Raw genomic sequence first — 24,852 nt, 5'->3', positions numbered from 1 at the left:
GGCTTCTCGTGGGTACTCCTTGTCATTACGCTTTATTTGAGCTGCAACCGAGTTTCAATCTGGACCTCGACCAGTTGGCTACGCGCTACCGCGAGTTGGCGCGTAGTGTTCATCCCGACCGTTTTGCGGACGCTTCCGAGCGCGAGCAACGGCTGGCGCTAGAGCAATCCGCGAGCCTCAACGAGGCCTACCAGACGCTCAAAAGTCCCCCGAAGCGCGCGCGATATCTGCTCGCTCTGAATGGTGGCGAGCTGCCGCTGGAGGTCACGGTGCATGATCCGGCGTTTCTTCTGCAGCAGATGGAGCTGCGCGAAGAGCTCGAAGACCTGCAAGACAGTGCCGACATGGCCGGTATTGCAGCGTTCAAGCGCCGCCTGAAAACTGCTCAGGATGAACTGAACCAGAGCTTCGCAGCCTGTTGGAATGATGCAGCGCAACGTGAACAGGCCGAACGCCTGATGCGGCGCATGCAGTTCCTCGACAAGCTCACCTACGAAGTGCGCCAGTTAGAAGAGCGCCTCGACGATTAACCCAGTGCCGCTCCGGTCGCACGCCTGATATACAGATAAGTCCTGATCACGATGGCCCTACTGCAGATCGCCGAACCCGGCCAAAGTCCTCAACCGCACCAGCGTCGTCTGGCTGTGGGGATCGACTTGGGCACTACCAATTCGCTGGTCGCTGCATTGCGCAGTGGTCTTTCCGAGCCTCTGGCCGACGCTGACGGGCAGGTCATCCTGCCGTCCGCCGTGCGCTACCACGCCGATCGCGTCGAAGTCGGCGAATCGGCCAAGCTGGCTGCCGCTACCGATCCTTTGAACACCGTGCTGTCGGTCAAGCGCTTGATGGGTCGTGGTCTGTCCGACGTCAAGCAATTGGGCGATCAACTGCCGTACCGCTTTGTCGGCGGCGAGTCGCACATGCCGTTCATCGACACGATCCAGGGCCCGAAAAGCCCGGTTGAAGTCTCTGCCGATATCCTGAAAGTGCTGCGTCAGCGCGCCGAAGCGACCTTGGGCGGCGAACTGGTCGGCGCGGTGATCACCGTTCCGGCCTATTTCGACGACGCTCAGCGTCAAGCCACCAAGGATGCGGCCAAACTGGCCGGTCTGAACGTGCTGCGTTTGCTCAATGAGCCGACCGCCGCTGCCGTGGCTTACGGTCTGGATCAACACGCTGAAGGCCTGGTCGCGATTTATGACCTGGGCGGCGGCACCTTCGATATTTCGATTCTACGCCTGACCGGCGGTGTGTTCGAAGTGCTGGCTACCGGTGGCGATAGCGCCCTGGGCGGCGATGACTTCGACCATGCGATTGCCGGCTGGATCATCGAGCGCGCCGGTTTGTCCGCCGATCTCGATCCGGGTGCGCAACGTAATCTGCTGCAAACCGCCTGCGCGGCCAAGGAAGCGCTGACCAATGCCGCTTCCGTTGAAGTTGCTTATGGCGACTGGAAGGCCGAGCTGACTCGCGAAGCTTTCAATGCGCTGATCGAGCCAATGGTTGCTCGCAGCCTGAAAGCCTGCCGTCGTGCGGTGCGTGATTCCGGTGTCGAGCTGGAAGAAGTGCACGCCGTGGTCATGGTCGGCGGCTCGACGCGCGTGCCTCGGGTTCGCGAAGCGGTCGCTGAAGCATTCGGTCGCCAGCCGCTGACCGAAATCGACCCGGATCAAGTGGTGGCCATCGGTGCCGCGATTCAGGCCGATACGCTGGCCGGCAACAAGCGCGATGGCGGCGAATTGCTGCTGCTTGACGTGATTCCGTTGTCCCTGGGGCTGGAAACCATGGGCGGCCTGATGGAGAAGGTGATTCCGCGCAACACCACCATCCCCGTCGCTCGCGCCCAGGACTTCACCACGTACAAAGATGGCCAGTCGGCCATGGCGATCCATGTGTTGCAGGGCGAGCGTGAGCTGATCAGCGACTGCCGTTCCCTGGCACGCTTCGAATTGCGCGGCATTCCGGCGATGGTGGCGGGTGCGGCGAAGATTCGCGTGACCTTCCAGGTCGATGCCGACGGCCTGCTCAGTGTTTCTGCCCGGGAACTGGGTTCGGGCGTTGAAGCCAGCATTCAGGTCAAGCCGTCCTACGGTCTGACCGACGGCGAAATCGCCAAGATGCTCAAGGATTCGTTCCAGCACGCCAACGACGACAAGGTCGCCCGTGTACTGCGTGAGCAGCAGGTCGATGCCCAGCGCCTGATCGAAGCGGTGCAAGCCGCCCTGGAAGCCGACGGCGAGCGTTTGCTCGACGCAGAAGAGCGCATGGTGATCGAGCTGCAGATGCAGGAACTGACCGAACTGATGAAAGGTACCGATGGTTATGCCATCGAGCAGCAGACCAAGCGTCTGTCGCAAGTGACCGATGCCTTTGCCGCCCGTCGCCTGGACTCGACGGTGAAAGCCGCGCTGGCGGGGCGCAACCTGAATGAAATCGAGGATAACTGATGCCGCAGGTCATTTTTCTGCCACACGAGAAGTTTTGCCCGGAAGGCATGGTTGTGGAGGCCGAGACCGGTACGTCCATTCTCGAACTGGCTCATGAGCACCATATCGAGATGGAAAGTGCCTGCGGCGGCGTCTGCGCCTGCACCACCTGCCACTGCATCATTCGCGAAGGTTTTGACTCGCTGGAAGAAGCGGATGAGCTGGAAGAAGACTTTCTTGATCGTGCCTGGGGTCTGGAGGCTCAATCGCGTCTAGGCTGTCAGGCGATAGTCGGGACTGAAGACCTGACCGTTGAAATTCCGAAATATTCGCTCAACCATGCCGCCGAAGCGCCGCACTGATTCAAGGAAGCGACATGAGTCTGAAATGGGTTGATGTGCTTGAAATCGCGATCCAGCTGGCTGAATCCAAGCCGGATGTGGACCCGCGTTACGTGAACTTCGTCGATTTGCACAAATGGGTGCTGGCATTGCCGGAGTTCAGTGATGATCCTCAGCGTGGTGGCGAGAAGGTGCTTGAAGCCATTCAGGCCGCCTGGATCGAAGAAGCAGCGTAGGAGCTGACTCGCGAAGCGAGGCTGCGATCTTTTCCAGTGCCACTTGAATCTCAAGTGCAAGACCAGGATCAAAGGATCGTCCGAACGCGGCCCGAGCCTTCGGCAGCTCCTACAGAGGCAGAGGTCGCGACCTGTAAGCAGTTAGGCAATACTCAAGAACCCGCGTATAATTCGCGGGTTTAATTTTTCACAAATTACCGTTTCTGGAGTTACACCATGGCTGTTCAACGTACTTTCTCCATCATCAAGCCTGACGCTGTTGCAAAAAACGTCATCGGCGAGATCACCACTCGTTTCGAAAAAGCAGGCCTGCGCGTTGTAGCTTCGAAACTGAAGCAACTGTCCAAAGCTGAAGCTGAAGGCTTCTACGCTGAGCACAGCGCTCGTGGCTTCTTCGGCGACCTGGTTGCTTTCATGATCTCCGGTCCGGTTGTCGTTCAGGTTCTGGAAGGCGAAAACGCTATCGCTCTGAACCGTGAGCTGATGGGCGCTACCAACCCTAAAGAAGCTGCTGCCGGCACCATCCGTGCTGACTTCGCTGATTCCATCGACGCCAACGCTGTACACGGTTCGGACTCCGAAGCCGCTGCTGCTCGCGAAATCTCGTACTTCTTCGCTGCTACTGAAGTAACCACTCGCTAAGCATTGGCTTAAGAGTGAAGGTGAATCCATGACTACATCGACTGTAAAAACCAACCTGCTGGGTCTGACTCAACAGGAAATGGAGAAATTCTTCGACTCAATCGGGGAGAAGCGTTTCCGTGCCGGTCAGGTAATGAAATGGATTCACCACCTTGGCGTCGATGATTTCGACGCCATGACGAACGTCAGCAAAGCCTTGCGCGACAAGCTCAAGGCCATTGCTGAAGTTCGCGGTCCTGAAGTGGTCAGCGAGGACATTTCCACCGATGGCACCCGTAAATGGGTGGTGCGCGTGGCGTCCGGCAGCTGCGTCGAGACCGTGTACATTCCCCAGGGCAAACGCGGCACTTTGTGCGTTTCGTCCCAGGCAGGCTGTGCCCTGGATTGCAGTTTCTGCTCCACCGGCAAGCAAGGTTTCAACAGCAACCTCACCGCCGCCGAAGTCATCGGCCAGGTGTGGATTGCCAATAAATCGTTCGGCAGCATCCCGGCGACCGCCGACCGTGCCATCACCAACGTGGTGATGATGGGCATGGGCGAGCCGCTGCTGAACTTCGACAACGTCGTTGCGGCCATGCATCTGATGATGGACGACCTGGGCTACGGCATTTCCAAGCGCCGTGTGACCCTGTCGACCTCCGGCGTGGTGCCGATGATCGATGAGCTGTCCAAGCACATCGACGTCTCCCTGGCGTTGTCTCTGCACGCACCAAATGACGCATTGCGTAACCAATTGGTGCCGATCAACAAGAAATATCCGCTTAAGATGCTGCTCGAGTCGTGCCAGCGCTACATGTCGTCCCTGGGCGAAAAACGCGTGCTGACCATCGAGTACACTTTGCTCAAAGACATCAACGACAAGGTTGAACATGCCGTTGAGATGATCGAGTTGCTCAAGAACGTCCCGTGCAAGATCAACCTGATTCCGTTTAACCCGTTCCCGCATTCCGGTTACGAGCGCCCGAGCAACAACGCGATTCGTCGTTTCCAGGATCAGCTTCACCATGCCGGCTTCAATGTCACCGTACGCACCACCCGCGGTGAAGACATTGATGCAGCGTGTGGCCAATTGGTAGGGCAGGTGCTGGATCGCACCCGTCGCAGCGAACGTTATATTGCCGTGCGTGAGTTGAGCGCCGACAGCGATATGGCGCAAAACGCCGCGAAATAAATCAAGAGAGGATCTCTATGTCCCTGCGCTTCGCGCTGCTTGTGCTGTTGGCCAGTCTTTGTACTGGCTGCGTCCTGTCGGGCGATTTCAACCCGATGAAGACCAGTAAGGGCCGCGATGAAGCGCGTGTCGCCTATGTACAGTTGGGCTTGGGCTACTTGCAGCAGGGCATGACCGAGCGCGCCAAGGTTCCGCTGAAAAAGGCGTTGGAGCTGGACAGCTCGGACCCCGACGCCAACGCCGCATTGGGTCTGGTGTTTCAGGCGGAGATGGAGCCGGAGCTGGCGGACGAGCACTTTCGCAAGGCGCTGTCTTCCCGGTCCAACGATGCGCGCATCCTGAACAACTACGGCAGTTTTCTTTTCGAGCAAAAACGTTACAAAGAGGCTTACGAGCGCTTCGAGCAAGCCGCCGCCGATACCCTGTATCCTGAGCGTTCGCGAGTGTTTGAGAATCTGGGCATGACTGCTTCCAAGCTTGGCCAGCGTGATCTGGCCCGGCAGCAACTGGAAAAAGCCCTGCGTTTGAACCGTCAGCAACCCCGTGCATTGCTGGAAATGGCTGAGTTGTCTTACGAAGACAGGCATTATGTGCCCGCGCGTGACTATTACGACCGTTTTAGCCTGCTCACCGAGCAAAATGCACGTAGTCTATTGCTTGGCGTTCGGCTGGCAAAAGTGTTCGAAGATCGCGACAAGGCCGCCAGTTTTGGCCTGCAACTAAAACGACTCTATCCCGGTACGCCGGAATATCAGCAATACCTGTCGGAGCAATGATGAAAGCGGCGCATCCCGAAGTTGTAGCAGCGAATCGCGTTAACCCCGGTGAGACCTTGCGCCAGGCCCGCGAAAGCAATGGCTGGTCGCTGGCCGAAGTGGCCCTCAAGCTCAACCTCACCGCCAATTCCCTGAGCAATCTGGAAGCTGGCGCATTCGACAAACTGCCTGGGCATACCTTTGCCCGCGGTTATATTCGCGCGTACGCCAAATTGCTCGGCATGGACCAGACCGTTCTGGTTCAACAGTTCGACCAATCCACTGGCACCGATTCCCAGGGCAGCAACGTCCACAGCCTGGGTCGTATCGAAGAGCCGGTTCGGGTTTCCCACACTATTCTGCGAATCGTCAGTCTGCTGTTGCTGATTGCCGTGATCGGCGGTGGTTTTGTATGGTGGCAGGATCAGACCTCGCTGCGTACCAAGGACCTGACCAGCCTGAGCCCGGAACACGTTGAAGTCGAAGGCGCCGACGGCACCACCCAGATCCATCCGCTGGACGAGCCGGAAGACCAGGCTGTCGCGGAAGGTCAGGCTGAAGGCTCGACCGCTCTCGCATTGCCGCAAGCCGAGACTTCGGCTGAAGAGCCGGCTGAAACTGAAGCTGAAGCTGAAGCCACTGCACCTGCTGCCGCTCCGACTGCACCGGTTACCCCGGCGCCTGCAGCACCGACGCACAGCACCGCGCCGGTTGTCGCAACTCCGGCCCCGGCTGCTCCTGTTGTATCGACCCCGCCTGCCGCCGCTTCGGTCACGCCGACCATTCCCGCTCCAGCAGCGGCTGCTCCGGTTGCCGGCCAGGGTCGCGTTCAACTGCAATTCACCGCCGATTGCTGGACGCAAGTCACCGACGGCACCGGCAAAGTGCTGCTGAGTGGTCTCAAGCGTAAAGGCGAAAACGTTTCTCTCAGCGGTAAGCCGCCGTTTTCCGTGCGTCTGGGCTTCGCCCGCGGCGCGCAGGTCAGCTACAACGGGCAGGTGGTTGATGTCGCTCCGTTCACCAGTGGCGAGACTGCTCGCCTGAAGTTGGGTCAATAAGTCATGCACGGCGAATCTCCAATCAAGCGTCGCGAATCCCGGAAGATCTGGGTCGGTAACGTACCTGTTGGCGGCGATGCGCCCATCGCTGTGCAGAGCATGACCAACAGCGACACCAATGACGTCGCCGCCACCGTGGCCCAGATCAATCGACTGGAAGCCGCTGGCGTCGATATCGTGCGCATTTCCGTGCCGGACATGGACGCCGCCGAAGCCTTCGGCAAAATCAAAAAACTGGTGAAAGTGCCCTTGGTGGCCGACATTCACTTCGACTACAAGATCGCGCTGCGCGTCGCTGAACTGGGCGTTGATTGCCTGCGGATCAACCCGGGCAACATCGGTCGTGAAGACCGCGTGCGTGCGGTGGTCGATGCCGCCCGTGATCGCGGGATTCCGATCCGCATCGGCGTCAATGCCGGTTCCCTGGAAAAAGACCTGCAAAAGAAATACGGCGAGCCGACCCCGGCCGCGCTGGTCGAATCTGCCCTGCGTCACGTCGAGCACCTTGAACGCCTGAACTTCCAGGACTTCAAGGTCAGCGTGAAAGCCTCCGACGTGTTCATGGCCGTCGCCGCTTACCGCTTGCTGGCCAAGGAAATCGTCCAGCCGCTGCACCTGGGCATCACCGAAGCCGGTGGTTTGCGTTCAGGCACAGTGAAATCCGCCGTGGGCCTCGGTATGCTGCTCGCCGAAGGGATTGGCGATACTATCCGCATCTCGTTGGCGGCCGACCCGGTCGAGGAAGTGAAAGTCGGCTACGACATTCTCAAATCCCTGCACCTGCGTTCCCGTGGCATCAACTTCATCGCCTGCCCGAGCTGCTCGCGGCAGAACTTCGATGTGGTCAAAACCATGAACGAGCTGGAAGGGCGCCTCGAAGACCTGCTGGTGCCGCTGGATGTCGCGGTCATCGGTTGCGTGGTCAACGGGCCGGGCGAAGCCAAGGAAGCCCATATCGGCTTGACCGGCGGCACGCCAAACCTGATTTACATCGACGGCAAGCCGTCGCAGAAACTGACGAATGACAATCTGGTGGATGAGCTCGAACGCTTGATCCGTCAGAAAGCGGCCGAAAAGGTCGAAGCCGACGCAGCTGTAATCGCTCGCGGCTGATCGAACGAATTTAAGGATTTTAAGTGAGCAAGTCTCTGCAAGCCATTCGTGGCATGAACGACATCCTGCCCGAACAGACTCCCCTGTGGCGTCATTTCGAGGGCACCGTTTCGCGTCTGCTGGATAACTACGGTTACAAGCAGATCCGCATGCCAATCGTCGAGTTCACCGAGCTGTTCAAGCGCTCGATCGGTGAAGTGACCGACATCGTCGAAAAAGAGATGTACACCTTCGAAGACCGCAACGGTGATTCGCTGACCCTGCGTCCCGAAGGCACGGCGGCCTGCGTGCGTGCGGTGCTTGAGCACGGCATCACCGGCGGTGGCCAGGTGCAGAAGCTCTGGTACATCGGCCCGATGTTCCGCCACGAACGTCCGCAAAAAGGTCGCTATCGCCAGTTCCACCAGATCGGTGTCGAGGTGTTCAACCTCGACGGTCCGGACATCGACGCCGAGCTGATCGTGCTGACCTGGCGCCTGTGGGGCGAGCTGGGTATCCGTGATGCGGTCAAGCTCGAGCTCAACAGCCTGGGCACCAGCGAATCCCGTGGTCGTTATCGCGAAGCACTGGTCGAGTTCCTGTCCGCTCACTTGGACAAGCTGGACGAAGACAGCCAGCGCCGCCTGAAGACCAACCCGTTGCGTGTTCTGGACACCAAGAACGCCGACACCCAAGCGATCCTGGTCGATGCGCCGAAAATGGCCGACTACCTCGACGAAGAATCCCGCGTGCACTTCGAGGGCCTCAAGGCTCGCCTGGACGCCGCCGGTATTCCTTATGTGATCAACCCGAAGCTGGTGCGCGGGCTGGATTACTACAGCAAGACCGTTTTCGAATGGGTCACCGACAAGTTGGGCGCTCAAGGCACCGTGTGTGCCGGCGGCCGCTACGACGGTCTGGTGGAGCAGATGGGCGGCAAGCCGACCCCGGGCGTTGGTTTCGCCATGGGCATCGAGCGTCTGGTGCTGCTGCTGGAAACCCTGGAGCAGATCCCGCAAGAGATCTCCCGTCAGGTCGACGTCTATCTCTGCGCTTTCGGCGAGGCTGCCGAGCTGGCGGCCCTGACGTTGAGCGAGAAGGTTCGCGATCAATTGCCCAACCTGCGCCTGCAGATCAATGCCGGCGCCGGCAGCTTCAAAAGCCAGTTCAAGAAGGCCGACAAGAGCGGTGCGCTGTACGCGCTGATCCTCGGTGACGACGAAATGGCCCAGCAAGTGGTAGGTTTCAAACCCCTGCGTGGCCAGGGCGAACAACAAAGCATTGCCTGGGATGCGCTTGCTGCACACCTGGCCACCTGCGTCGTGCAGGGTTGAAGCTGTCTTAAACAGCCGATTTAGCGATTAAGGAGTATTGGGGTGTCGAGTACCGAAGACGAAAACCTGGCGGATTTGAAGGACTGGTGGACACGCAACGGCAAGCCCCTGGTCACTGGCGGCCTGTTGGCGCTGGTCATCGTGTTCGGCTGGCAGGCCTTTCACAAGTATCAGAGCAATCAGTCGCAAAGCGCCTCGATTCTCTATCAGCAATTGCTCGAAACCACGCTGACGCCTGACGGCAAGCCCGACGCCGCCCGTGTTTCGGACCTGGCCGGCAAGCTCAACAGCGAGTTCGGCGGCACCGCCTACGCACAGTACGGCAGCCTGTTCGTGGCGAAAGTCGCGGTCGACAGCGGCAAGCTGGACGACGCTGTCACCGAGCTGAAGGCCATCGTTGCCAAACCAGCCAACCCGGCACTGGGCGAAATCGCCCGTCAGCGCCTGGCACAGGTACTGGGCGCGCAGAACAAGGCCGATGAAGCCCTGAAGTTGCTCGAAGGCGATGCCGATAAAGCCTTCCTGGCCACTCGCGAAGAACTCAAAGGCGACCTGCTGGTGCAGTTGGGTCGTACCGACGAAGCGAACGCTGCATATCAAAAAGCCAAGGCGGCACTGTCGGATGAAGCGGCAGTCGGTGGCCTGCAAATCAAGCTGGACGATCTGGCCAAAGGGGATGCGTGACGTGATCCGTTGGAAACATGCAGCATTGCTGGCTCTGGCCGTATTGGCCGCGGGTTGCAGCAGCAACAGCAAAAAAGAATTGCCGCCTGCCGAACTGGTCGACTTCAAAGAAGAAGTGGTCCTGCAAAAGCAGTGGAGTCGTTCGATCGGTGACGGTCAGGGCGAAACCTACAACATGCTGGTTCCGGCGATCGAAGGCGATACCATCTATGCCGCCGACGTCACTGGCGTGGTGATGGCGATGGATCGCAGCAATGGCGACGTCAAATGGAAGAAAGATCTTGAGCTGCCTGTTTCCGGCGCCGTTGGCGTAGGTTATGGCCTGCTCGTGATCGGTACGACCAAGGGCGAAATCGTTGCGATGGACGCCAGCAGCGGTGAAGAGAAATGGCGCGCTCGCGTGTCCAGCGAAGTCCTCGCGCCGCCGGCCAACAACGGTGACGTGGTGGTGGTTCAGACTCAGGACGACCGTCTGATCGGTCTGGACGCCGCTACCGGCAACCAGCGCTGGTTGTATGACAGCACGCCTGCCGTCCTGACCCTGCGCGGCACCAGTGCACCGATCGTCACCAACCGCCTCGCGGTGGCTGGCCTGTCGACCGGTAAAGTGGTCGCTCTCGATATTTCCAACGGCGTGCCGGTGTGGGAACAACGGGTTGCGATCCCGCAAGGTCGTTCGGAACTGGAGCGCGTTGTCGATATCGACGGTGGTCTGCTGCTGTCCGGCGGTACCTTGTACGTCGCCAGCTACCAGGGTCGCGTTGCGGCACTGGACCTGGAAAGCGGTCGTCAGCTCTGGCAGCGTGATGCTTCCAGCTATGCCGGCGTGGCCCAGGGCTTCGGCACTGTTTACGTGAGCCTGTCTTCGGGCACCGTTGAAGGCGTCGACGAGCGTTCCACCACAGCTTTGTGGAGCAACGATTCGCTGGCTCGCCGTCAACTGTCGGCTCCGGAAGTGTTCTCCAGCTATGTTGCAATCGGTGACATGGAAGGCTACGTGCACCTGCTGAGCCAGGTGGACGGTCGCTTTGTCGGCCGCGAGCGCATCGACAGCGACGGCCTGCGCGCCCGTCCGCTGGTGGTGGATAACACGATTTATCTGTATGGCAACAGTGGCAAACTGGAAGCCCTGACCATCAAGTAACGACTATGCTTGGGGTTTAACCCCCAAGCGGCTTCACTGTTTGTAGGACTGTAGGAGCGAGCTTGCTCGCGATGGACGTCAACGATTGCGTTGGCGACCTGAATAAACGCGTTGCCTTTGCGTTTTTCGCGAGCAAGCTCGCTCCTACAGAAAAACACACAGAGGTTGCCCCGAGCACCAGCCGCTGCCTCGCAGCGGCTTTTGTATTTTCTGAAATAACGAAGTGGAGAGCCGCATGGTTCCCGTAATCGCCCTGGTGGGCCGACCGAACGTCGGCAAGTCCACCTTGTTCAACCGCCTGACCAGGACTCGCGACGCCATCGTCGGCGACTTGTCCGGTCTGACCCGTGATCGCCAATACGGTGAGGCCAAGTGGCAAGGGCGTTCCTACATTCTGGTCGACACCGGCGGTATCTCCGGTGACGAGCACGGTATGGACGAAAAAATGGCCGAGCAGTCGCTGCTGGCCATTGAAGAAGCCGATGTCGTTCTGTTCCTGGTAGATGCCAAGGCCGGTTTCACCGCCGCCGACCAGATGATCGCCGAGCATTTGCGCAAACGTAACAAGCGTTCCTACGTGGTTGCCAACAAGGTCGACAACATCGACCCTGAAATGGCCCGCGCCGAATTCGCTCCGTTGGGCATGGGCCACGCGATCCCGATCGCCGGCGCTCATGGTCGTGGCATCACTCAGATGCTGGAAATCGCCCTGAGCGACTTCCCGAAAGACGAAGAAGAGCTGGAAGAAGGCGAGGAAGAGGACGTTGCCGAAGGCGAGGAAGCCAAGCGCATTCCTGGTCCAAGCGAAAAAGACGGGATCAAGATCGCCATCATTGGTCGCCCGAACGTCGGCAAGTCGACCCTGGTCAACCGCATGCTCGGTGAAGACCGGGTCATCGTGTATGACCAACCCGGCACTACCCGCGACAGTATCTACATCCCGTTCGAGCGTAACGACGAGAAGTACACGCTGATCGACACTGCCGGTGTGCGCAAGCGCGGCAAGATCCACGAAGAAGTCGAAAAATTCTCCGTGGTCAAAACCCTGCAGGCGATCAAAGACGCCAACGTCGTGATCTTCGTGATGGACGCCCGTGAAGGTGTGGTCGACCACGACCTCAACCTGCTGGGCTTCGCCATTGAGTCGGGTCGTGCGCTGGTCATCGCGATCAACAAATGGGATGGCATGACCCCAAGCGAGCGCGACTTCGTGAAGGTCGAGCTGCAACGTCGACTGTTCTTCGTCGACTACGCCGACATCCACTTCATCTCGGCGCTGCACGGCACTGGCGTGGGCAACCTCTACGCCTCCGTACAGAACTCGTTCAAGTCCGCGGTCACCCGCTGGCCGACCAACCGCCTGACCCAGATTCTGGAAGATGCGGTCGGTGAGCACGCGCCGCCGATGGTCAACAACCGCCGGATCAAGCTGCGTTACGCTCACTTGGGTGGCGCGAACCCGCCGATCATCGTGATTCACGGTAACCAGATCGAGAAGGTGCCAAAGTCGTACGTCCGTTACCTGGAAAACACTTACCGCCGTGTCTTGAAGCTGGTCGGTACGCCGATCCGCATCGAGTTCAAAGGTGGCGAGAACCCGTACGAAGGCAACAAGACCTCGCTCACTGACCGTCAGGTCAACAAGAAGCGTCGCATGATGTCGCACCACAAAAAGGCCGACAAGAAGCGCCGCGACAAGCGCTGATTCACAACCCCACACCATTTTGTGTGTGGGGCTGTTGTGGCGAGGGAGCTTGCTCCCGCTCGACTGCGCAGCAGTCGCAAAACCAGCCGACGCGTTCTATCTGAACGATCTCGGTTGCAGATATTGGGACCGCTTCGCGGTCCAGCGGGAGCAAGCTCCCTCACCACAGGGTTATGTGTTGGTTATTAGAAGAAGGGTGCCATTGGCGCCCTTTTTTTATGGGCGCCGTTTGGGCTATCCTCGGGCTCTCCCGCGCCGCCGTTAGAGCCGGGTGTAGAGCAGGGAATCACCGATGATCACCAGTAAGCTGCCGAATGTCGGCATCACTATCTTCACGCAGATGTCTCAGCTCGCGGCGCAAACCGGGGCGATCAACCTGTCCCAGGGTTTCCCCGATTTCGATGCCCCGCAGGCCCTGTGCGATGCGGTTGGCCGGCACATTGCCAATGGCCATAACCAGTACTCGCCGATGACCGGCCTGCCGGCACTGCGCCAGCAAGTTTCGGCGAAGATTGCTCGCAGTTACGGCGTGAATGTCGATGCCGACAACGAAGTGACCATCACCCCCGGTGCTACCCAGGCGATCTTCTGCGCCATTCAGGCAGTTATCCACAGCGGCGACGAAGTGATCGTTTTCGATCCGTGCTACGACAGTTACGAGCCGTCGGTTGAACTGGCCGGTGGTCGTTGCGTGCATGTGCAACTCGGGCTGAATGATTTCTCTATCGACTTCCAGAAACTGGCTGAGGCCATTACGCCGCGCACGCGGATGATTGTGCTGAACTCACCGCACAACCCCAGTGGCGCACTGATCAGCCGTGCCGAGCTGGATCAGTTGGCGGATCTGATTCGTGATCGCGACATCTACCTCGTCAGCGACGAAGTCTACGAACACCTGGTGTTCGACGGTGTGCCTCACGTCAGCGTGCTGAATCACGAAGAGCTGTATCAGCGTGCCTTCGTGGTCAGCTCGTTCGGCAAGACCTATCACGTGACCGGCTGGAAAACCGGCTATGTGGTCGCACCGCCGGCCCTCACCGCAGAGCTGCGCAAGGTTCACCAGTACGTCAGTTTCTGCGGCGTGACTCCGCTGCAATTTGCCTTGGCCGATTTCATGGCTGAGCACCCGGAACATGTCGAAGAACTGCCGGCTTTTTATCAGGCCAAGCGCGATCTGTTCTGCGACTTGCTGACGCCATCGCGTTTCAGTTTCACCCGCGTCACCGGCACCTATTTCCAGTTGGTCGATTACTCGCAGATCCGCCCGGACCTCAACGACGTCGAGATGGCGCTGTGGATGACCCGCGAACACGGCGTGGCGAGCATCCCGATCTCGGTGTTCTACCAGACGCCGCCCGAAGGCCAGCGCCTGGTGCGTCTGTGCTTCGCCAAGCGTGAGGAGACCCTGCGTGAAGCAGCGGCAAAACTATGCGTGATCTGAGTGCACTGCCCAATCTGAACATTGCGCTGGTCCAGACGACCCTGGCCTGGCACGACCGCCAGGCCAATCTGGAGCATTTCGAGCAGTTGCTGCAACAGGCTCGCGGCGCTGACCTGATCATCCTGCCGGAGATGTTCACCACCGGTTTCTCCATGGAGTCCGAGACGCTCGCCGAGCCGGAAAACGGTCCCACCAGCAAATGGCTGCGCGCCCAGGCTGCGAACCTTGATGCCGTGATTACCGGCAGCGTCATCGTTCAGGCCGCTGATGGCAGTCATCGCAATCGCCTGTTGTGGGCGCGACCGGACGGCGAAGTCTGGCACTACGACAAGCGTCACTTGTTCCGCATGGCGGGCGAGCACAATCACTACACTCCGGGCGAGCGCCAGGTGCAGTTCGAACTCAAAGGCTGGCGTGTGCGGCCGCTGATTTGCTACGACTTGCGTTTCCCGGTGTGGAGCCGCGATGCCCAGGACACTGACCTGTTGCTGTACACCGCGAATTGGCCGGGTGCACGGCGTCAGCACTGGAACCGTTTGCTGCCAGCGCGGGCGATCGAAAACCTTTGCTATGTGGCGGCGGTGAATCGCATCGGGACTGACGGAAAGGGTTTTGCCTACACCGGTGACAGTCAGGTGCTGGATTTTCAGGGTGAGACGCTGCTCAGTGCCGGGGAGGCGGACGGGGTGTTTCAGGTAGTGCTGAATGCGGCAGATCTTCAGGCTTACCGCACGCGGTTTCCAGCGAATCTGGATGCGGATACCTTCGAGTTCACCTGAGATTCGGGTGATCCAGAAATGATCGCAGCCTTCGGCAGCTCCTACAGGGGGAGCGCATTCCAATGTAGGAGCTGCCGAAGGCTGCGATCTTTTGATCTTCCAGTAGCACAAACAAAAAGGCCCCGAGGTTCGCACCCCGGGGCCTTTTGCATTGCTGAAGGGTGTTACGCTGCTTTCGCTTCCGGCTGGCTCAACGAGCGGTTCAGTGCGCTGAACAGGGCCTTGAAGCTGGCGGTGGTGATGTTTTCATCGATACCCACGCCGTGCACGGCACGTTCACCGTTCACCCGCAGTTCAATGTAGGCCGCCGCCTTGGCATTGGTGCCCGCGCCGATGGCGTGTTCGTTGTAGTCCATGATTTCCACCGGGATCGGCAGACCGGCCACCAGCGCTTCCAGCGCGCCGTTGCCCTTGCCGCGCCAGTGCAGGTTGGTTTCGCCCTGACCTTTGCCGGAGACTTCCACTTCCACGGCGCTGTGACCGTTTTCTTCCTGCAGGCGATGGCTGACCAGCGCGTACGGGGTGTTGGCCTGCAAGTACTCGCTGTGCAGCAACGCGTGGATTTGCTGGGCGGTCATTTCGAGGCCCAGGCGATCGGTTTCACGCTGCACGACCTGGCTGAACTCGATCTGCATGCGGCGCGGCAGGCTGATGCCGTATTCCTGTTCCAGCAGGTAAGCGATACCGCCCTTGCCCGACTGGCTGTTGACGCGGATCACCGCCTCATAGCTGCGGCCGATGTCGGCCGGGTCGATCGGCAAGTACGGCACTTCCCACAGGGCGTCCGGTTTCTGCTGGGCAAAGCCTTTGCGGATGGCATCCTGGTGGGAGCCGGAGAACGCGGTGTGAACCAGGTCGCCGACGTACGGGTGGCGCGGGTGCACCTGGATCTGGTTGCACTCTTCGACGACTTTGCGAACGCCGTCGATGTCGGAGAAGTCCAGCTCAGGGTGAATGCCCTGGGTGTACAGGTTCAACGCCACAGTCACCAGATCGACGTTGCCGGTACGCTCGCCGTTGCCGAACAGGCAGCCTTCGACACGGTCGGCGCCGGCCATCAGGCCCAGTTCGGTTGCCGCGACACCGGTGCCACGGTCGTTGTGGGTGTGCAGGCTGATGATCACGCTGTCACGACGGTTGATGTGACGGCCGAACCATTCGATCTGGTCGGCATAGATGTTCGGGGTCGCGCATTCGACGGTGGCCGGCAGGTTGAGGATCATCTTGTGCTCGGGCGTCGGGTTCCAGACTTCGATGACCGCGTCGCAGACTTCCTTGGCGAACTCAAGCTCGGTGGCGCTGAAGGTTTCCGGCGAGTATTCGAAGGTCCACTGGGTTTCAGGCTGCTGGGCGGCGTACTTGACGAACAGCTTGGCCGCGCTCACGGCGATTTCCTTGATCCCGTCCTTGTCCTGGTTGAAGACAATGCGGCGGAAGGAAGGGGAGGTCGCGTTGTACAGGTGAACGATGGCTTTCTTCGCCCCGCGCAGGGATTCGAAGGTGCGCTCGATCAGGTCTTCACGGCCCTGGGTCAGCACCTGAATGGTGGTGTCGTCCGGGATGTGGTTGCCTTCGATCAGGGTACGCACGAAGTCGAAGTCGGTTTGCGAAGCGGCCGGGAACGAGGCTTCGATTTCCTTCACGCCGACCTGCACCAGGGTTTTCCAGAAACGCAGCTTCTTGACCGCGTCCATCGGCTCGATCAGCGACTGGTTGCCGTCGCGCAGGTCGGAACTGCACCAGATCGGCGCGGCGGTAATGGTCTTCGACGGCCATGTGCGGTCCGGGATGTCGATCGTCGGGAACGCGCGGTATTTCGAAGACGGGTCTTTGAGCATGCTCATCGGGAAATCCTTATTGTGTGGGCCGAAAAAAGGCGGCCTGCCGGTGGATCAAAGTTCTTGGGGAGAAGCGTGGGGCGAGGCACCGCGATTCAGCCCGGCAGTCGTGCGCTGACGAGGCACAGGCTGCGGTGCTGGCGAAGCTGAATGAGGGTGTGAAAGGTTTTCATGCCTTCAACCCTAACCGCGAGGGTGAAGGATGGCAAGCAGTCGAAAAAAATTGAGAGAAATACTCGCCACGGCCTGTATATCGAGATTTTATTGCTCTTCATCGAACTGATCGTCAGGTTGTTTGCGCGAGGTTTGAGCGATGCGCAATCGGCGTTTTGAGCGCCGGATTCTTTCGGCGGGGCTATTCTTCTTTAAAACCTCGACTGACAAGCGGGAGTCAGCGATGAACGAGTCCGATTGGAAAATGTATGGCGTGTTGCGTCCGGTGGCCCATGAGCGGATGTGTACCCGGATCATGAGCGACGTCGAAAAGATCGTGCTGGACAAGAGCATCGCGCCTTACGAGCGGATCGAATCCAGCGAGGAGTTGCTGAAGGCCGGGCAAAAAGAGCTGTATTGGGCATTTGGCGTCTTCAGGTTTTCACGTCATGAAGCGCGCTCGCATTTGCTTGGGTTATGCGCGCGGGAGTTGATCACGGCGGAGGAGTTGACCTGGTTCTCGGAGGAGACTCAGGAGTGGATCAAACACTGCCTGGCGGATCGGGAAGTCCATGGGATAGAGGATCTGGAGGCTGAATAGGCGGTGTTAGTGATGCCGCCTTCGCGAGCAAGTCGAATCGTCGCACCGCCGCTCCCACATTGGTTTTGTGAACGCCACAGATCAAATGTGGGAGCGGGCTTGCTCGCGAAGAGGCCATCAGCCTCACCGAAAATCTAAGGCTGAAACGCCCCAATAAAAATCGCCGGATCCACCCGCGCATCATTCAGGCTGACATTCCAGTGCATATGCGGACCGGTCGCCCGCCCAGTGGCGCCCACCTTCCCGACCACACCGCCACGCGCCATCTGCTGCCCAACCTTCACATCAATCTTCGACATGTGACAGAACATGCTGATAAAGCCCTGCCCATGGTCGACGAACACCGTGTTGCCATTGAAGAAGTAGTTACCGACCAGGATCACCTTGCCCGCCGCCGGCGTCTTGATCGGTGTGCCGGCGCCCACGGCGAAGTCCAGGCCCGAGTGGGGATTGCGCTCTTCACCATTGAAGAAACGGCGCACACCGAACTTGCTCGACAGCGGTCCGTTGACCGGTTTGTCCAGCAGCAGGTTACTCGGGGTATTCGGGCTGAACGTGCGATAGGCGGCGATCTGCTCGGCCAGTTCGCTCTCGATGCGCTTGAGATTGTCCGGGTCTGGATTGACCTGTTGGGTGTTTTTCAGGGTGATGCGCTGTTCGGGGTATTTCTTGTTGCCGACGGTGAAACTCAGGTTACGGCCGCCGCTGCTGAGGGACTGGGCGCCCGGCTTGACGGTCAACGGCACACCGACAATCGCCAGCCAATTGTTCTGTTCCTTGACCACCAGAACGGGTTTGCCTTGATAACTGGCTTTCGGCGCCTGGGCCGCCGCACCCAGATCCACCACTGCCACGCCGCCCGGCACCGGTTTGTTCAGCAGCCGGGTGATGTAGCTGTCGGCGTGGGCGTTGAAGGTCAGGCACAGCAACAGCAGCAGAGCTAAAAAACGCGGCATGGATCAATCCAGTAAAGAAAGGGTGACAGGCGTCAGGTGATTGTCTTCGACCCGCACGTGCAGTTCGCCTTCACCCAGTTTGGCTTTCAGGCGCTGGCCGTTGTGGGTTTGCGCGGCGTTGCGGATCGCGTTGCCGCGTTCGTCCAGCAGAATGCTGTAGCCACGGGCAAGCGTCGCCAACGGGCTGACCACTTGCAGCGTCTGCACCTGACTTTGCAGTTGCAGGCGACGGGATTTGAGCCCTTCGCGGATGGCCCGGGGCAGGCGTTCGGCGAGGCTGTCGAGGCGCTGGCGCAGCATCGCCAGTTGCCGGCCCGGATGTTGCCCGGCGAGGCGGGTTTCCAGGCGGATCAGCCGTTCACGACGGGTATTGAGGCTACGTTCGAACGCGCGGCGCATGCGCATGTCCAGATCATCCAGACGTTGCGCCTGCTGGCGCAGACGTTCGCCGGGATGGCGCAAGCGCCGAGAGATGCCTTCCAGGCGCAGCCGATCACGCATCAGACGGTCGCGCATGCGCATCACCAGTCGTCGATGCAGGCTTTCGACCCGACGCACCAGGTCACTGGAATCCGGGGCCAGCAGTTCGGCGGCAGCGGAAGGCGTCGGGGCGCGAACGTCGGCGACGAAGTCACTGATCGACACGTCGGTTTCATGGCCGATGGCGCTGACAATTGGCGTCACGCAAGCATCCACGGCACGGGCCACGGCTTCTTCGTTGAAACACCACAGGTCTTCCAGCGAGCCGCCGCCACGGGCCAGGATCAGCGCATCGAAACCACGGGCGTCCGCCAGTTTCAGAGCGCGGACAATCTGCGCCGTGGCCTCGCGGCCCTGCACGGCCGTGGGGATCAGCGTCAACTGCACTTGCGGCGCTCGGCGTCGGAACACGCTGATGATGTCGCGGATCACTGCGCCGGTCGGCGAACTGATGATGCCGATGCGTTGCGGATGCGCCGGCAGCGGCACTTTTCGCTCGGCGCTGAACAGGCCTTCGGCGCTGAGTTTTTCTTTCAAGGCATCGAAGGCCAGACGCAGCGCACCGTCACCGGCCGGCTCAACGGTGTCGAGGATCAACTGATAGTCGCCACGCCCTTCGAACAGTGAGACTTTGCCGCGCACCTTGACCGCCAGGCCGTCCTTCAGCGCCTGACGAACCCGCGCCGCGTTCTGCCGGAACAACGCGCAACGCACCTGGGCGCCGCTGTCCTTGAGGGTGAAATACACGTGGCCGGACGCCGGGCGGGCGAGGTTGGAGATTTCGCCTTCGACCCAGATATTGCTGAACACGTCTTCGAGCAACACCCGCGCGCGGCCGTTGAGCTGGCTGACAGTCAGGACTTCACGGTCCAGGCCGAGTCTTGCAAAGGGATCTTTAATCATGGGGCGCAGTTTAAAGGCATTCTCCAAGGGAATGCACGATCCCCTGTAGGAGCGAGCTTGCTCGCGATAAACCTGAGGACGACGCGTTTATCCAGAAAATATTCGTCATCGTTAACGTCCATCGCGAGCAAGCTCGCTCCTACAGGGGTAGAGTCAGCTTCGGGATTCAAGGACGACTGGGGCGGAATGTGTTTGAGCTGATGAATCAATGGCCATTCGGCGCGATGGATTGGGTGGTCATCGGGGCGGCCATCGCCTTGGCCTACATCGTGTTTGGCATCGCCGGGTTTGGCACCGCGCTGGTGGCGGGGCCGATTCTGATTCTGTTCATGCCGCTGTCGAAGATCGTGCCGTTGCTGGTGCTGCTGGATTTTGTGGCGGCGTTCGGCAATCTGCTGCCTTCGCGGCGGGATGTGGCCAGACCGGAACTGCTGCGGTTGCTGCCATGCATGGCGGTGGGTTGTACGCTGGGCGTGATCTTTCTGCTGAACCTGAAATCCGATGTGTTGCTGCTGTTGATGGGGCTGTTCATCAGCGCCTATGCGGTTTACAGCCTGTGGGTCAAAACCCGTCCGACGCAGTTGTCTGCCGCTTGGGCGGTGCCGATGGGCACGGTCGGCGGGATGTTCGGGGCGTTATTTGGCAGTGGCGGCTTTTTATATGCGATTTATCTGAACAGTCGGTTGACGAAAGACGCGGCGCGCGCGACCCAAAGCGCACTGATCAGTTGCAGCACCGTGGTGCGCCTGAGTCTGTTTGCTGTCGCGGGCGTGTATGCCGAGCTACCCTTGTTGATATTGGCGCTGTGTTTGTTGCCGGCCATGGCGTTGGGGCTGTGGTTTGGCCGGCGGCTGACCATGAGATTGTCCCGCGAGGCGTTCGTGCGGCTGGTGACCTGGTTGGTGCTGGCCAGCGGGATTGCCTTGATTGGGCGGTATTTGAGTACTTGACCGGATTTCGCCAGGGATTAAGCTGCCGCCCGCTCCATAGCCTTCGCGAGCAAGCCCGCTCCCACATTAGAACGCGATCAAATGTGGGAGCGGGCTTGCTCGCGAAGGCGTCAATCGGCGCGCAGCAGAACCTCCATTTAACGCAGCAGGCTTGCACCCATGAACTCCCAAAGCATCATCGTCCCGAAAATTTCCACGCTGCCGGTGCACGAACCCCGGGCCCGGGCGGTCGTGCGTTGGCTGGTGCGCAAGAACATCATCAAGGAAGAGCTGACCACGTGCGGCCGAACCGGCAACCGCATGGGCCACGCGATCGCCGACGGTGCCCGCGCCGTGGTGCTGCACCCGCAAGCGCTGCCGTTCGGCGAGCCAGTCAATGGCCTGGAGATCATTACCAAGCGCTGTATCTATACGCCGGCCAAGGGTTTCCTTGAAGAGGCAGGCTGTGCCGAGTGTCGCAAGGAGATCGGCGAAGCACTGTTCGAAAGCCTGGAAGACTGGATGCCGGGGCGCACCGATAACTTCACTTGCCCCGAGTGCGGGCATGAAGACGACATCAACGGCTTTCTTTTCCTGCAGGAGTGCGGCTTTTCCAATCTGGGATTCATTTTCAACAATTGGGCCGAGGCCGGGTTCAAGCAGAGCTTTATTGATGAGTTCGCCGATTGGCTGGATCAGCCTGTCAGTTGGGTGAAAGTCGAACTCTGAATGACTGTAGGAGCTGCCGAAGGCTGCGATCTTTTGATCGTCAAAAGCTTGCCGCGCCGAAAATCAAGATCAAAAGATCGCAGCCTCCGGCAGCTCCTACGCAAGCAACAATCCCCGTATATCAGTAATGCTAATAATAGACAGAGTTTTACATTGAACCCGAGGGGGTGTCTGACTATAATGGCGCGCTTCCATTTTCCCGCTCGGGAGCCCCCGCGATGCTGCGTATCAGCCAAGAAGCTCTGACATTCGACGACATTCTCCTAGTGCCTGGTTATTCCGAGGTGCTTCCTAACGAAGTCAGTCTCAAGACCCGCCTTACCCGTGGCATCGAGCTGAATATTCCTCTGGTTTCTGCCGCCATGGACACCGTCACTGAAGCCCGTCTGGCAATCGCCATGGCTCAGGAAGGTGGCATCGGCATCATCCACAAGAACATGACCATCGAGCAGCAAGCTGCCGAAGTGCGCAAGGTCAAGAAGTTCGAAGCCGGCGTGGTCAAGGACCCGATCACCATCGAGGCTGACGCCACGGTTCGTGATCTGTTCGAACTGACCCGCATGCACAACATTTCCGGCGTTCCGGTACTGCACGATGGCGACCTGGTCGGCATCGTCACGTCCCGTGACGTACGCTTCGAAACCCGTCTGGAAGCCACCGTACGTGAAGTGATGACGCCTAAAGAGCGTCTGGTCACCGTCCGCGAAGGCGCCAACAAGAAAGAAGTCCGCGAGTTGCTGCACAAGCACCGCCTGGAAAAAGTCCTGATCGTCGACGACAAGTTTGCCCTCAAAGGCATGATGACCGTCAAAGACATCGAAAAAGCCAAGGCTTACCCGCTGGCCAGCAAGGACGATCAAGGTCGTCTGCGCGTTGGCGCTGCGGTCGGCACTGGTAAAGACACCGGTGACCGCGTTGCTGCACTGGTCAATGCCGGCGTTGACGTGGTGGTGGTCGACACCGCTCACGGTCACTCCAAAGGCGTGATCGACCGCGTTCGCTGGGTCAAACAGAATTTCCCTGAAGTGCAGGTCATCGGCGGCAACATCGCCACCGGCGCTGCTGCCAAGGCCCTGGCCGAAGCAGGCGCTGACGCAGTCAAGGTCGGTATCGGCCCTGGCTCGATCTGCACCACCCGTATCGTCGCCGGTGTCGGCGTCCCGCAAATCAGTGCCATCGCCAACGTTGCCGCTGCCCTTGAAGGCACCGGCGTTCCGTTGATCGCCGACGGCGGCATCCGTTTCTCCGGTGACCTGTCCAAGGCCATCGTGGCCGGTGCTTCCTGCGTGATGATGGGCTCGATGTTCGCCGGTACTGAAGAGGCGCCGGGCGAAATCGAACTGTTCCAGGGCCGTTCGTACAAGGCTTACCGCGGCATGGGTTCGCTGGGCGCCATGTCCCAGGCTCAAGGTTCCTCCGACCGTTACTTCCAGGACTCCTCCGCGGGTGCCGAGAAGCTGGTTCCGGAAGGCATCGAAGGGCGTGTTCCGTACAAGGGCAGCCTGAGCGCCATCATCCATCAACTGATGGGCGGCCTGCGTTCCTCGATGGGCTACACCGGCAGTGCCGACATCGAAGAAATGCGCACCAAGCCTGAGTTCGTGCGGATCACCGGCGCTGGCATGGCCGAGTCCCACGTTCACGACGTGCAGATCACCAAAGAAGCGCCAAACTACCGCGTAGGTTGAGGCTTCAAGCAAAACGTTAAGTAACCCGGGGCTGTTCTATTCAGCCCCGAGTTGTTTCTGAATCACGACTGTTTCTGAATTACTTAGACGAGACTGAATCATGGCCCTCGACATTCACGCCCACCGCATCCTGATCCTCGACTTCGGTTCCCAGTACACCCAGCTGATTGCCCGCCGCGTGCGTGAAATCGGCGTGTACTGCGAACTGCATCCGTTCGACATGGACGACGAAGCGATTCGCGAATTCGCTCCAAAAGGCGTCATTCTCGCCGGCGGCCCCGAGTCCGTGCACGAAGCCAACAGCCCTCGCTGCCCGCAAGCGGTGTTTGACCTCGGCGTACCGGTCTTCGGCATCTGCTACGGCATGCAGACCATGGCCGAGCAACTGGGCGGCAAGGTCGAAGGTTCCGAACTGCGTGAATTCGGTTATGCCCGTGTCGACGTGGTCGGCAAGAGCCGCCTGCTGGACGGTATCGAAGACCACATCGACGCCGACGGCCTATTCGGCCTCGACGTGTGGATGAGCCACGGTGACAAGGTCACCAAAATGCCGCAGGAATTCCACATCCTCGCCAGCACCCCAAGCTGCCCGATCGCCGGCATGTTCAACGATGACCTGCGCTACTACGGCGTGCAGTTCCACCCGGAAGTGACCCACACCAAGCAGGGCGGTCGCATCCTGTCGCGCTTCATCCTCGACATCTGCGGCTGCGAAGCGCTGTGGACACCGTCGAAGATTGCTGAAGACGCCATCGCCCAGGTTCGCGCCCAGGTCGGCACCGACAACGTACTGCTCGGCCTGTCCGGCGGCGTTGACTCCTCGGTGGTTGCCGCGCTGCTGCACAAAGCCATTGGCGACCAGCTGACCTGCGTCTTCGTCGACAACGGCCTGCTGCGTCTGCACGAAGGCGAGCAAGTGATGGCCATGTTCGCCGAGAACATGGGCGTCAAAGTGATCCGCGCCAACGCCGAGGACCAGTTCCTGAACAACCTGGCTGGCGAAAGCGATCCAGAGAAGAAGCGCAAGATCATCGGCCGTACCTTCATCGACGTCTTCGATGCCCAGTCCAACAAACTGGACAACATCAAATACCTCGCTCAAGGCACCATCTACCCGGACGTGATCGAGTCGGCTGGCGCTAAAAGCGGCAAGGCTCACGTGATCAAGTCGCACCACAACGTGGGTGGCCTGCCGGAAGAAATGAACCTCAAGCTGGTTGAACCCCTGCGCGAGTTGTTCAAGGACGAAGTCCGTCGTCTGGGCCTGGAACTCGGTCTGCCGTACGACATGGTCTACCGTCACCCGTTCCCGGGCCCGGGCCTGGGCGTGCGGATCCTCGGTGAAGTGAAGAAGGAATACGCCGACCTGCTGCGTCGCGCTGACCATATCTTCATCGAAGAACTGCGCAAGGCCGACTGGTATCACAAAGTCAGCCAGGCTTTCGTGGTGTTCCAGCCGGTGAAATCGGTTGGCGTCGTTGGCGATGGCCGTCGTTACGCTTGGGTAGTTGCCCTGCGTGCCGTGGAAACCATCGACTTCATGACCGCGCGTTGGGCGCACCTGCCTTACGAACTGCTGGAAACTGTCAGCGGCCGCATCATCAATGAAATCGAAGGCATCTCCCGCGTCACCTACGACGTGTCGAGCAAGCCGCCAGCGACCATTGAGTGGGAATGAAATAGGTTTACACCGCATTCCCTGTAGGAGCGAGCTTGCTCGCGATGGACGTTACGACAACGGGTTTATTCAGACAGCACGCGTTACCG

Annotated in this window: 23 protein-coding genes; 20 read left to right on the top strand and 3 right to left on the bottom strand. The window is 59.7% G+C overall.

From position 1 onward, the window contains the following. Positions 1-8: 8 nt before the first annotated feature. The 15 genes from hscB (at position 9) to ACYZTL_RS10435 (ending at position 14,808) form a co-directional block, all read left to right on the top strand. Positions 9-530: a co-chaperone HscB gene (gene hscB, locus ACYZTL_RS10505; RefSeq protein ID WP_461954291.1), complete on the top strand. Its 522-nt coding sequence runs from the start codon at positions 9-11 to the stop codon at positions 528-530. Between the two features lie 51 nt (positions 531-581). Further along, on the top strand, positions 582-2,447 hold the full coding sequence (gene hscA, locus ACYZTL_RS10500) for a Fe-S protein assembly chaperone HscA (protein ID WP_461951734.1): 1,866 nt from the start codon (positions 582-584) through the stop codon (positions 2,445-2,447). Further along, complete coding sequence (gene fdx, locus ACYZTL_RS10495; RefSeq protein ID WP_461951733.1) at positions 2,447-2,788, top strand: ISC system 2Fe-2S type ferredoxin; 342 nt, start codon at positions 2,447-2,449, stop codon at positions 2,786-2,788. The genes hscA and fdx overlap by 1 nt, the downstream gene beginning before the upstream one ends. A gap of 14 nt (positions 2,789-2,802) precedes the next feature. Further along, positions 2,803-3,003, top strand: coding sequence for a Fe-S cluster assembly protein IscX (gene iscX, locus ACYZTL_RS10490; RefSeq protein WP_461951732.1), 201 nt, complete (start codon positions 2,803-2,805; stop codon positions 3,001-3,003). Between the two features lie 216 nt (positions 3,004-3,219). Then, positions 3,220-3,645 (top strand): nucleoside-diphosphate kinase, encoded by a 426-nt coding sequence (gene ndk, locus ACYZTL_RS10485; protein ID WP_007916882.1) that lies wholly within the window; start codon positions 3,220-3,222, stop codon positions 3,643-3,645. A 28-nt stretch (positions 3,646-3,673) separates the two neighbouring features. Next, positions 3,674-4,816, top strand: coding sequence for a dual-specificity RNA methyltransferase RlmN (rlmN, locus tag ACYZTL_RS10480; RefSeq protein ID WP_461951731.1), 1,143 nt, complete (start codon positions 3,674-3,676; stop codon positions 4,814-4,816). A gap of 17 nt (positions 4,817-4,833) precedes the next feature. Next, complete coding sequence (gene pilW, locus ACYZTL_RS10475; protein ID WP_084320782.1) at positions 4,834-5,592, top strand: type IV pilus biogenesis/stability protein PilW; 759 nt, start codon at positions 4,834-4,836, stop codon at positions 5,590-5,592. Then, complete coding sequence (locus tag ACYZTL_RS10470) at positions 5,592-6,629, top strand: RodZ domain-containing protein (RefSeq protein WP_461951730.1); 1,038 nt, start codon at positions 5,592-5,594, stop codon at positions 6,627-6,629. The genes pilW and ACYZTL_RS10470 overlap by 1 nt, the downstream gene beginning before the upstream one ends. 3 nt (positions 6,630-6,632) lie before the next feature. Then, complete coding sequence (gene ispG, locus ACYZTL_RS10465; protein ID WP_008147751.1) at positions 6,633-7,742, top strand: flavodoxin-dependent (E)-4-hydroxy-3-methylbut-2-enyl-diphosphate synthase; 1,110 nt, start codon at positions 6,633-6,635, stop codon at positions 7,740-7,742. A 23-nt stretch (positions 7,743-7,765) separates the two neighbouring features. Further along, positions 7,766-9,055, top strand: a complete 1,290-nt coding sequence (gene hisS / locus ACYZTL_RS10460) for a histidine--tRNA ligase (RefSeq protein WP_461951729.1) — start codon at positions 7,766-7,768, stop codon at positions 9,053-9,055. A gap of 42 nt (positions 9,056-9,097) precedes the next feature. Continuing rightward, positions 9,098-9,739, top strand: a complete 642-nt coding sequence (locus ACYZTL_RS10455; protein WP_461951728.1) for a tetratricopeptide repeat protein — start codon at positions 9,098-9,100, stop codon at positions 9,737-9,739. Next, a complete protein-coding gene (bamB, locus tag ACYZTL_RS10450; protein WP_461951727.1) occupies positions 9,732-10,883 on the top strand; it encodes an outer membrane protein assembly factor BamB in 1,152 nt (383 codons plus the stop codon). Before ACYZTL_RS10455 ends, bamB begins: the two co-directional genes overlap by 8 nt. A 235-nt stretch (positions 10,884-11,118) precedes the next feature. After that, positions 11,119-12,588: a ribosome biogenesis GTPase Der gene (gene der, locus ACYZTL_RS10445; RefSeq protein ID WP_461951726.1), complete on the top strand. Its 1,470-nt coding sequence runs from the start codon at positions 11,119-11,121 to the stop codon at positions 12,586-12,588. A gap of 292 nt (positions 12,589-12,880) precedes the next feature. After that, on the top strand, positions 12,881-14,029 hold the full coding sequence (locus tag ACYZTL_RS10440; protein ID WP_461951725.1) for a pyridoxal phosphate-dependent aminotransferase: 1,149 nt from the start codon (positions 12,881-12,883) through the stop codon (positions 14,027-14,029). Further along, positions 14,017-14,808, top strand: coding sequence for an amidohydrolase (locus ACYZTL_RS10435; RefSeq protein ID WP_461951724.1), 792 nt, complete (start codon positions 14,017-14,019; stop codon positions 14,806-14,808). The genes ACYZTL_RS10440 and ACYZTL_RS10435 overlap by 13 nt, the downstream gene beginning before the upstream one ends. A gap of 164 nt (positions 14,809-14,972) precedes the next feature. On the opposite strand, the gene leuA is transcribed toward ACYZTL_RS10435, so the two are convergent. Further along, on the bottom strand, positions 14,973-16,652 hold the full coding sequence (gene leuA / locus ACYZTL_RS10430) for a 2-isopropylmalate synthase (RefSeq protein ID WP_461951723.1): 1,680 nt from the start codon (positions 16,650-16,652) through the stop codon (positions 14,973-14,975). A gap of 391 nt (positions 16,653-17,043) precedes the next feature. On the opposite strand from leuA, the gene ACYZTL_RS10425 reads away from it, so the two are divergent. Further along, complete coding sequence (locus ACYZTL_RS10425; RefSeq protein WP_461954290.1) at positions 17,044-17,400, top strand: hypothetical protein; 357 nt, start codon at positions 17,044-17,046, stop codon at positions 17,398-17,400. Positions 17,401-17,534: 134 nt separating this feature from the next. Here ACYZTL_RS10425 and ACYZTL_RS10420 read toward each other — a convergent pair whose 3' ends face one another. After that, positions 17,535-18,356: a peptidoglycan DD-metalloendopeptidase family protein gene (locus ACYZTL_RS10420; RefSeq protein WP_461951722.1), complete on the bottom strand. Its 822-nt coding sequence runs from the start codon at positions 18,354-18,356 to the stop codon at positions 17,535-17,537. Between the two features lie 3 nt (positions 18,357-18,359). Continuing rightward, on the bottom strand, positions 18,360-19,739 hold the full coding sequence (gene xseA / locus ACYZTL_RS10415) for an exodeoxyribonuclease VII large subunit (protein WP_461951721.1): 1,380 nt from the start codon (positions 19,737-19,739) through the stop codon (positions 18,360-18,362). A 200-nt stretch (positions 19,740-19,939) separates the two neighbouring features. Between xseA and ACYZTL_RS10410 the strand changes: the two genes are divergently transcribed. The 4 genes from ACYZTL_RS10410 to guaA all read left to right on the top strand — a co-directional run bounded on the left by ACYZTL_RS10410 (position 19,940) and on the right by guaA (position 24,763). Then, complete coding sequence (locus ACYZTL_RS10410) at positions 19,940-20,689, top strand: sulfite exporter TauE/SafE family protein (protein WP_461951720.1); 750 nt, start codon at positions 19,940-19,942, stop codon at positions 20,687-20,689. A gap of 159 nt (positions 20,690-20,848) precedes the next feature. Then, positions 20,849-21,397, top strand: coding sequence for a sugar ABC transporter ATPase (locus ACYZTL_RS10405; protein ID WP_461951719.1), 549 nt, complete (start codon positions 20,849-20,851; stop codon positions 21,395-21,397). Positions 21,398-21,615: 218 nt separating this feature from the next. Beyond that, the gene (gene guaB / locus ACYZTL_RS10400; protein ID WP_461951718.1) at positions 21,616-23,085 is read left to right on the top strand and encodes an IMP dehydrogenase; all 1,470 of its coding nucleotides are present in this window, start codon (positions 21,616-21,618) and stop codon (positions 23,083-23,085) included. A 100-nt stretch (positions 23,086-23,185) separates the two neighbouring features. After that, positions 23,186-24,763 (top strand): glutamine-hydrolyzing GMP synthase, encoded by a 1,578-nt coding sequence (gene guaA / locus ACYZTL_RS10395; RefSeq protein WP_461951717.1) that lies wholly within the window; start codon positions 23,186-23,188, stop codon positions 24,761-24,763. Positions 24,764-24,852 lie beyond the last annotated feature (89 nt).

It is taken from the genome of Pseudomonas sp. LB3P81 (genome assembly GCF_054897965.1).
This window is presented reverse-complemented; position numbering and strand designations above follow the sequence as displayed.

What these genes read in the sequence shown, in the direction of transcription:
- xseA (WP_461951721.1), bottom strand. Translation starts at nt 19,739, where the DNA reads ATGATTAAAGATCCCTTTGCAAGACTCGGCCTGGACCGTGAAGTCCTG.
- fdx (WP_461951733.1), top strand. Translation starts at nt 2,447, where the DNA reads ATGCCGCAGGTCATTTTTCTGCCACACGAGAAGTTTTGCCCGGAAGGC.
- ACYZTL_RS10425 (WP_461954290.1), top strand. Translation starts at nt 17,044, where the DNA reads ATGAACGAGTCCGATTGGAAAATGTATGGCGTGTTGCGTCCGGTGGCC.
- ACYZTL_RS10435 (WP_461951724.1), top strand. Translation starts at nt 14,017, where the DNA reads ATGCGTGATCTGAGTGCACTGCCCAATCTGAACATTGCGCTGGTCCAG.
- ACYZTL_RS10440 (WP_461951725.1), top strand. Translation starts at nt 12,881, where the DNA reads ATGATCACCAGTAAGCTGCCGAATGTCGGCATCACTATCTTCACGCAG.
- ndk (WP_007916882.1), top strand. Translation starts at nt 3,220, where the DNA reads ATGGCTGTTCAACGTACTTTCTCCATCATCAAGCCTGACGCTGTTGCA.
- bamB (WP_461951727.1), top strand. Translation starts at nt 9,732, where the DNA reads ATGCGTGACGTGATCCGTTGGAAACATGCAGCATTGCTGGCTCTGGCC.
- ACYZTL_RS10410 (WP_461951720.1), top strand. Translation starts at nt 19,940, where the DNA reads ATGAATCAATGGCCATTCGGCGCGATGGATTGGGTGGTCATCGGGGCG.
- rlmN (WP_461951731.1), top strand. Translation starts at nt 3,674, where the DNA reads ATGACTACATCGACTGTAAAAACCAACCTGCTGGGTCTGACTCAACAG.
- ACYZTL_RS10405 (WP_461951719.1), top strand. Translation starts at nt 20,849, where the DNA reads ATGAACTCCCAAAGCATCATCGTCCCGAAAATTTCCACGCTGCCGGTG.
- ispG (WP_008147751.1), top strand. Translation starts at nt 6,633, where the DNA reads ATGCACGGCGAATCTCCAATCAAGCGTCGCGAATCCCGGAAGATCTGG.
- leuA (WP_461951723.1), bottom strand. Translation starts at nt 16,652, where the DNA reads ATGAGCATGCTCAAAGACCCGTCTTCGAAATACCGCGCGTTCCCGACG.
- guaB (WP_461951718.1), top strand. Translation starts at nt 21,616, where the DNA reads ATGCTGCGTATCAGCCAAGAAGCTCTGACATTCGACGACATTCTCCTA.
- ACYZTL_RS10470 (WP_461951730.1), top strand. Translation starts at nt 5,592, where the DNA reads ATGAAAGCGGCGCATCCCGAAGTTGTAGCAGCGAATCGCGTTAACCCC.
- pilW (WP_084320782.1), top strand. Translation starts at nt 4,834, where the DNA reads ATGTCCCTGCGCTTCGCGCTGCTTGTGCTGTTGGCCAGTCTTTGTACT.
- guaA (WP_461951717.1), top strand. Translation starts at nt 23,186, where the DNA reads ATGGCCCTCGACATTCACGCCCACCGCATCCTGATCCTCGACTTCGGT.
- hscA (WP_461951734.1), top strand. Translation starts at nt 582, where the DNA reads ATGGCCCTACTGCAGATCGCCGAACCCGGCCAAAGTCCTCAACCGCAC.
- iscX (WP_461951732.1), top strand. Translation starts at nt 2,803, where the DNA reads ATGAGTCTGAAATGGGTTGATGTGCTTGAAATCGCGATCCAGCTGGCT.
- ACYZTL_RS10420 (WP_461951722.1), bottom strand. Translation starts at nt 18,356, where the DNA reads ATGCCGCGTTTTTTAGCTCTGCTGCTGTTGCTGTGCCTGACCTTCAAC.
- der (WP_461951726.1), top strand. Translation starts at nt 11,119, where the DNA reads ATGGTTCCCGTAATCGCCCTGGTGGGCCGACCGAACGTCGGCAAGTCC.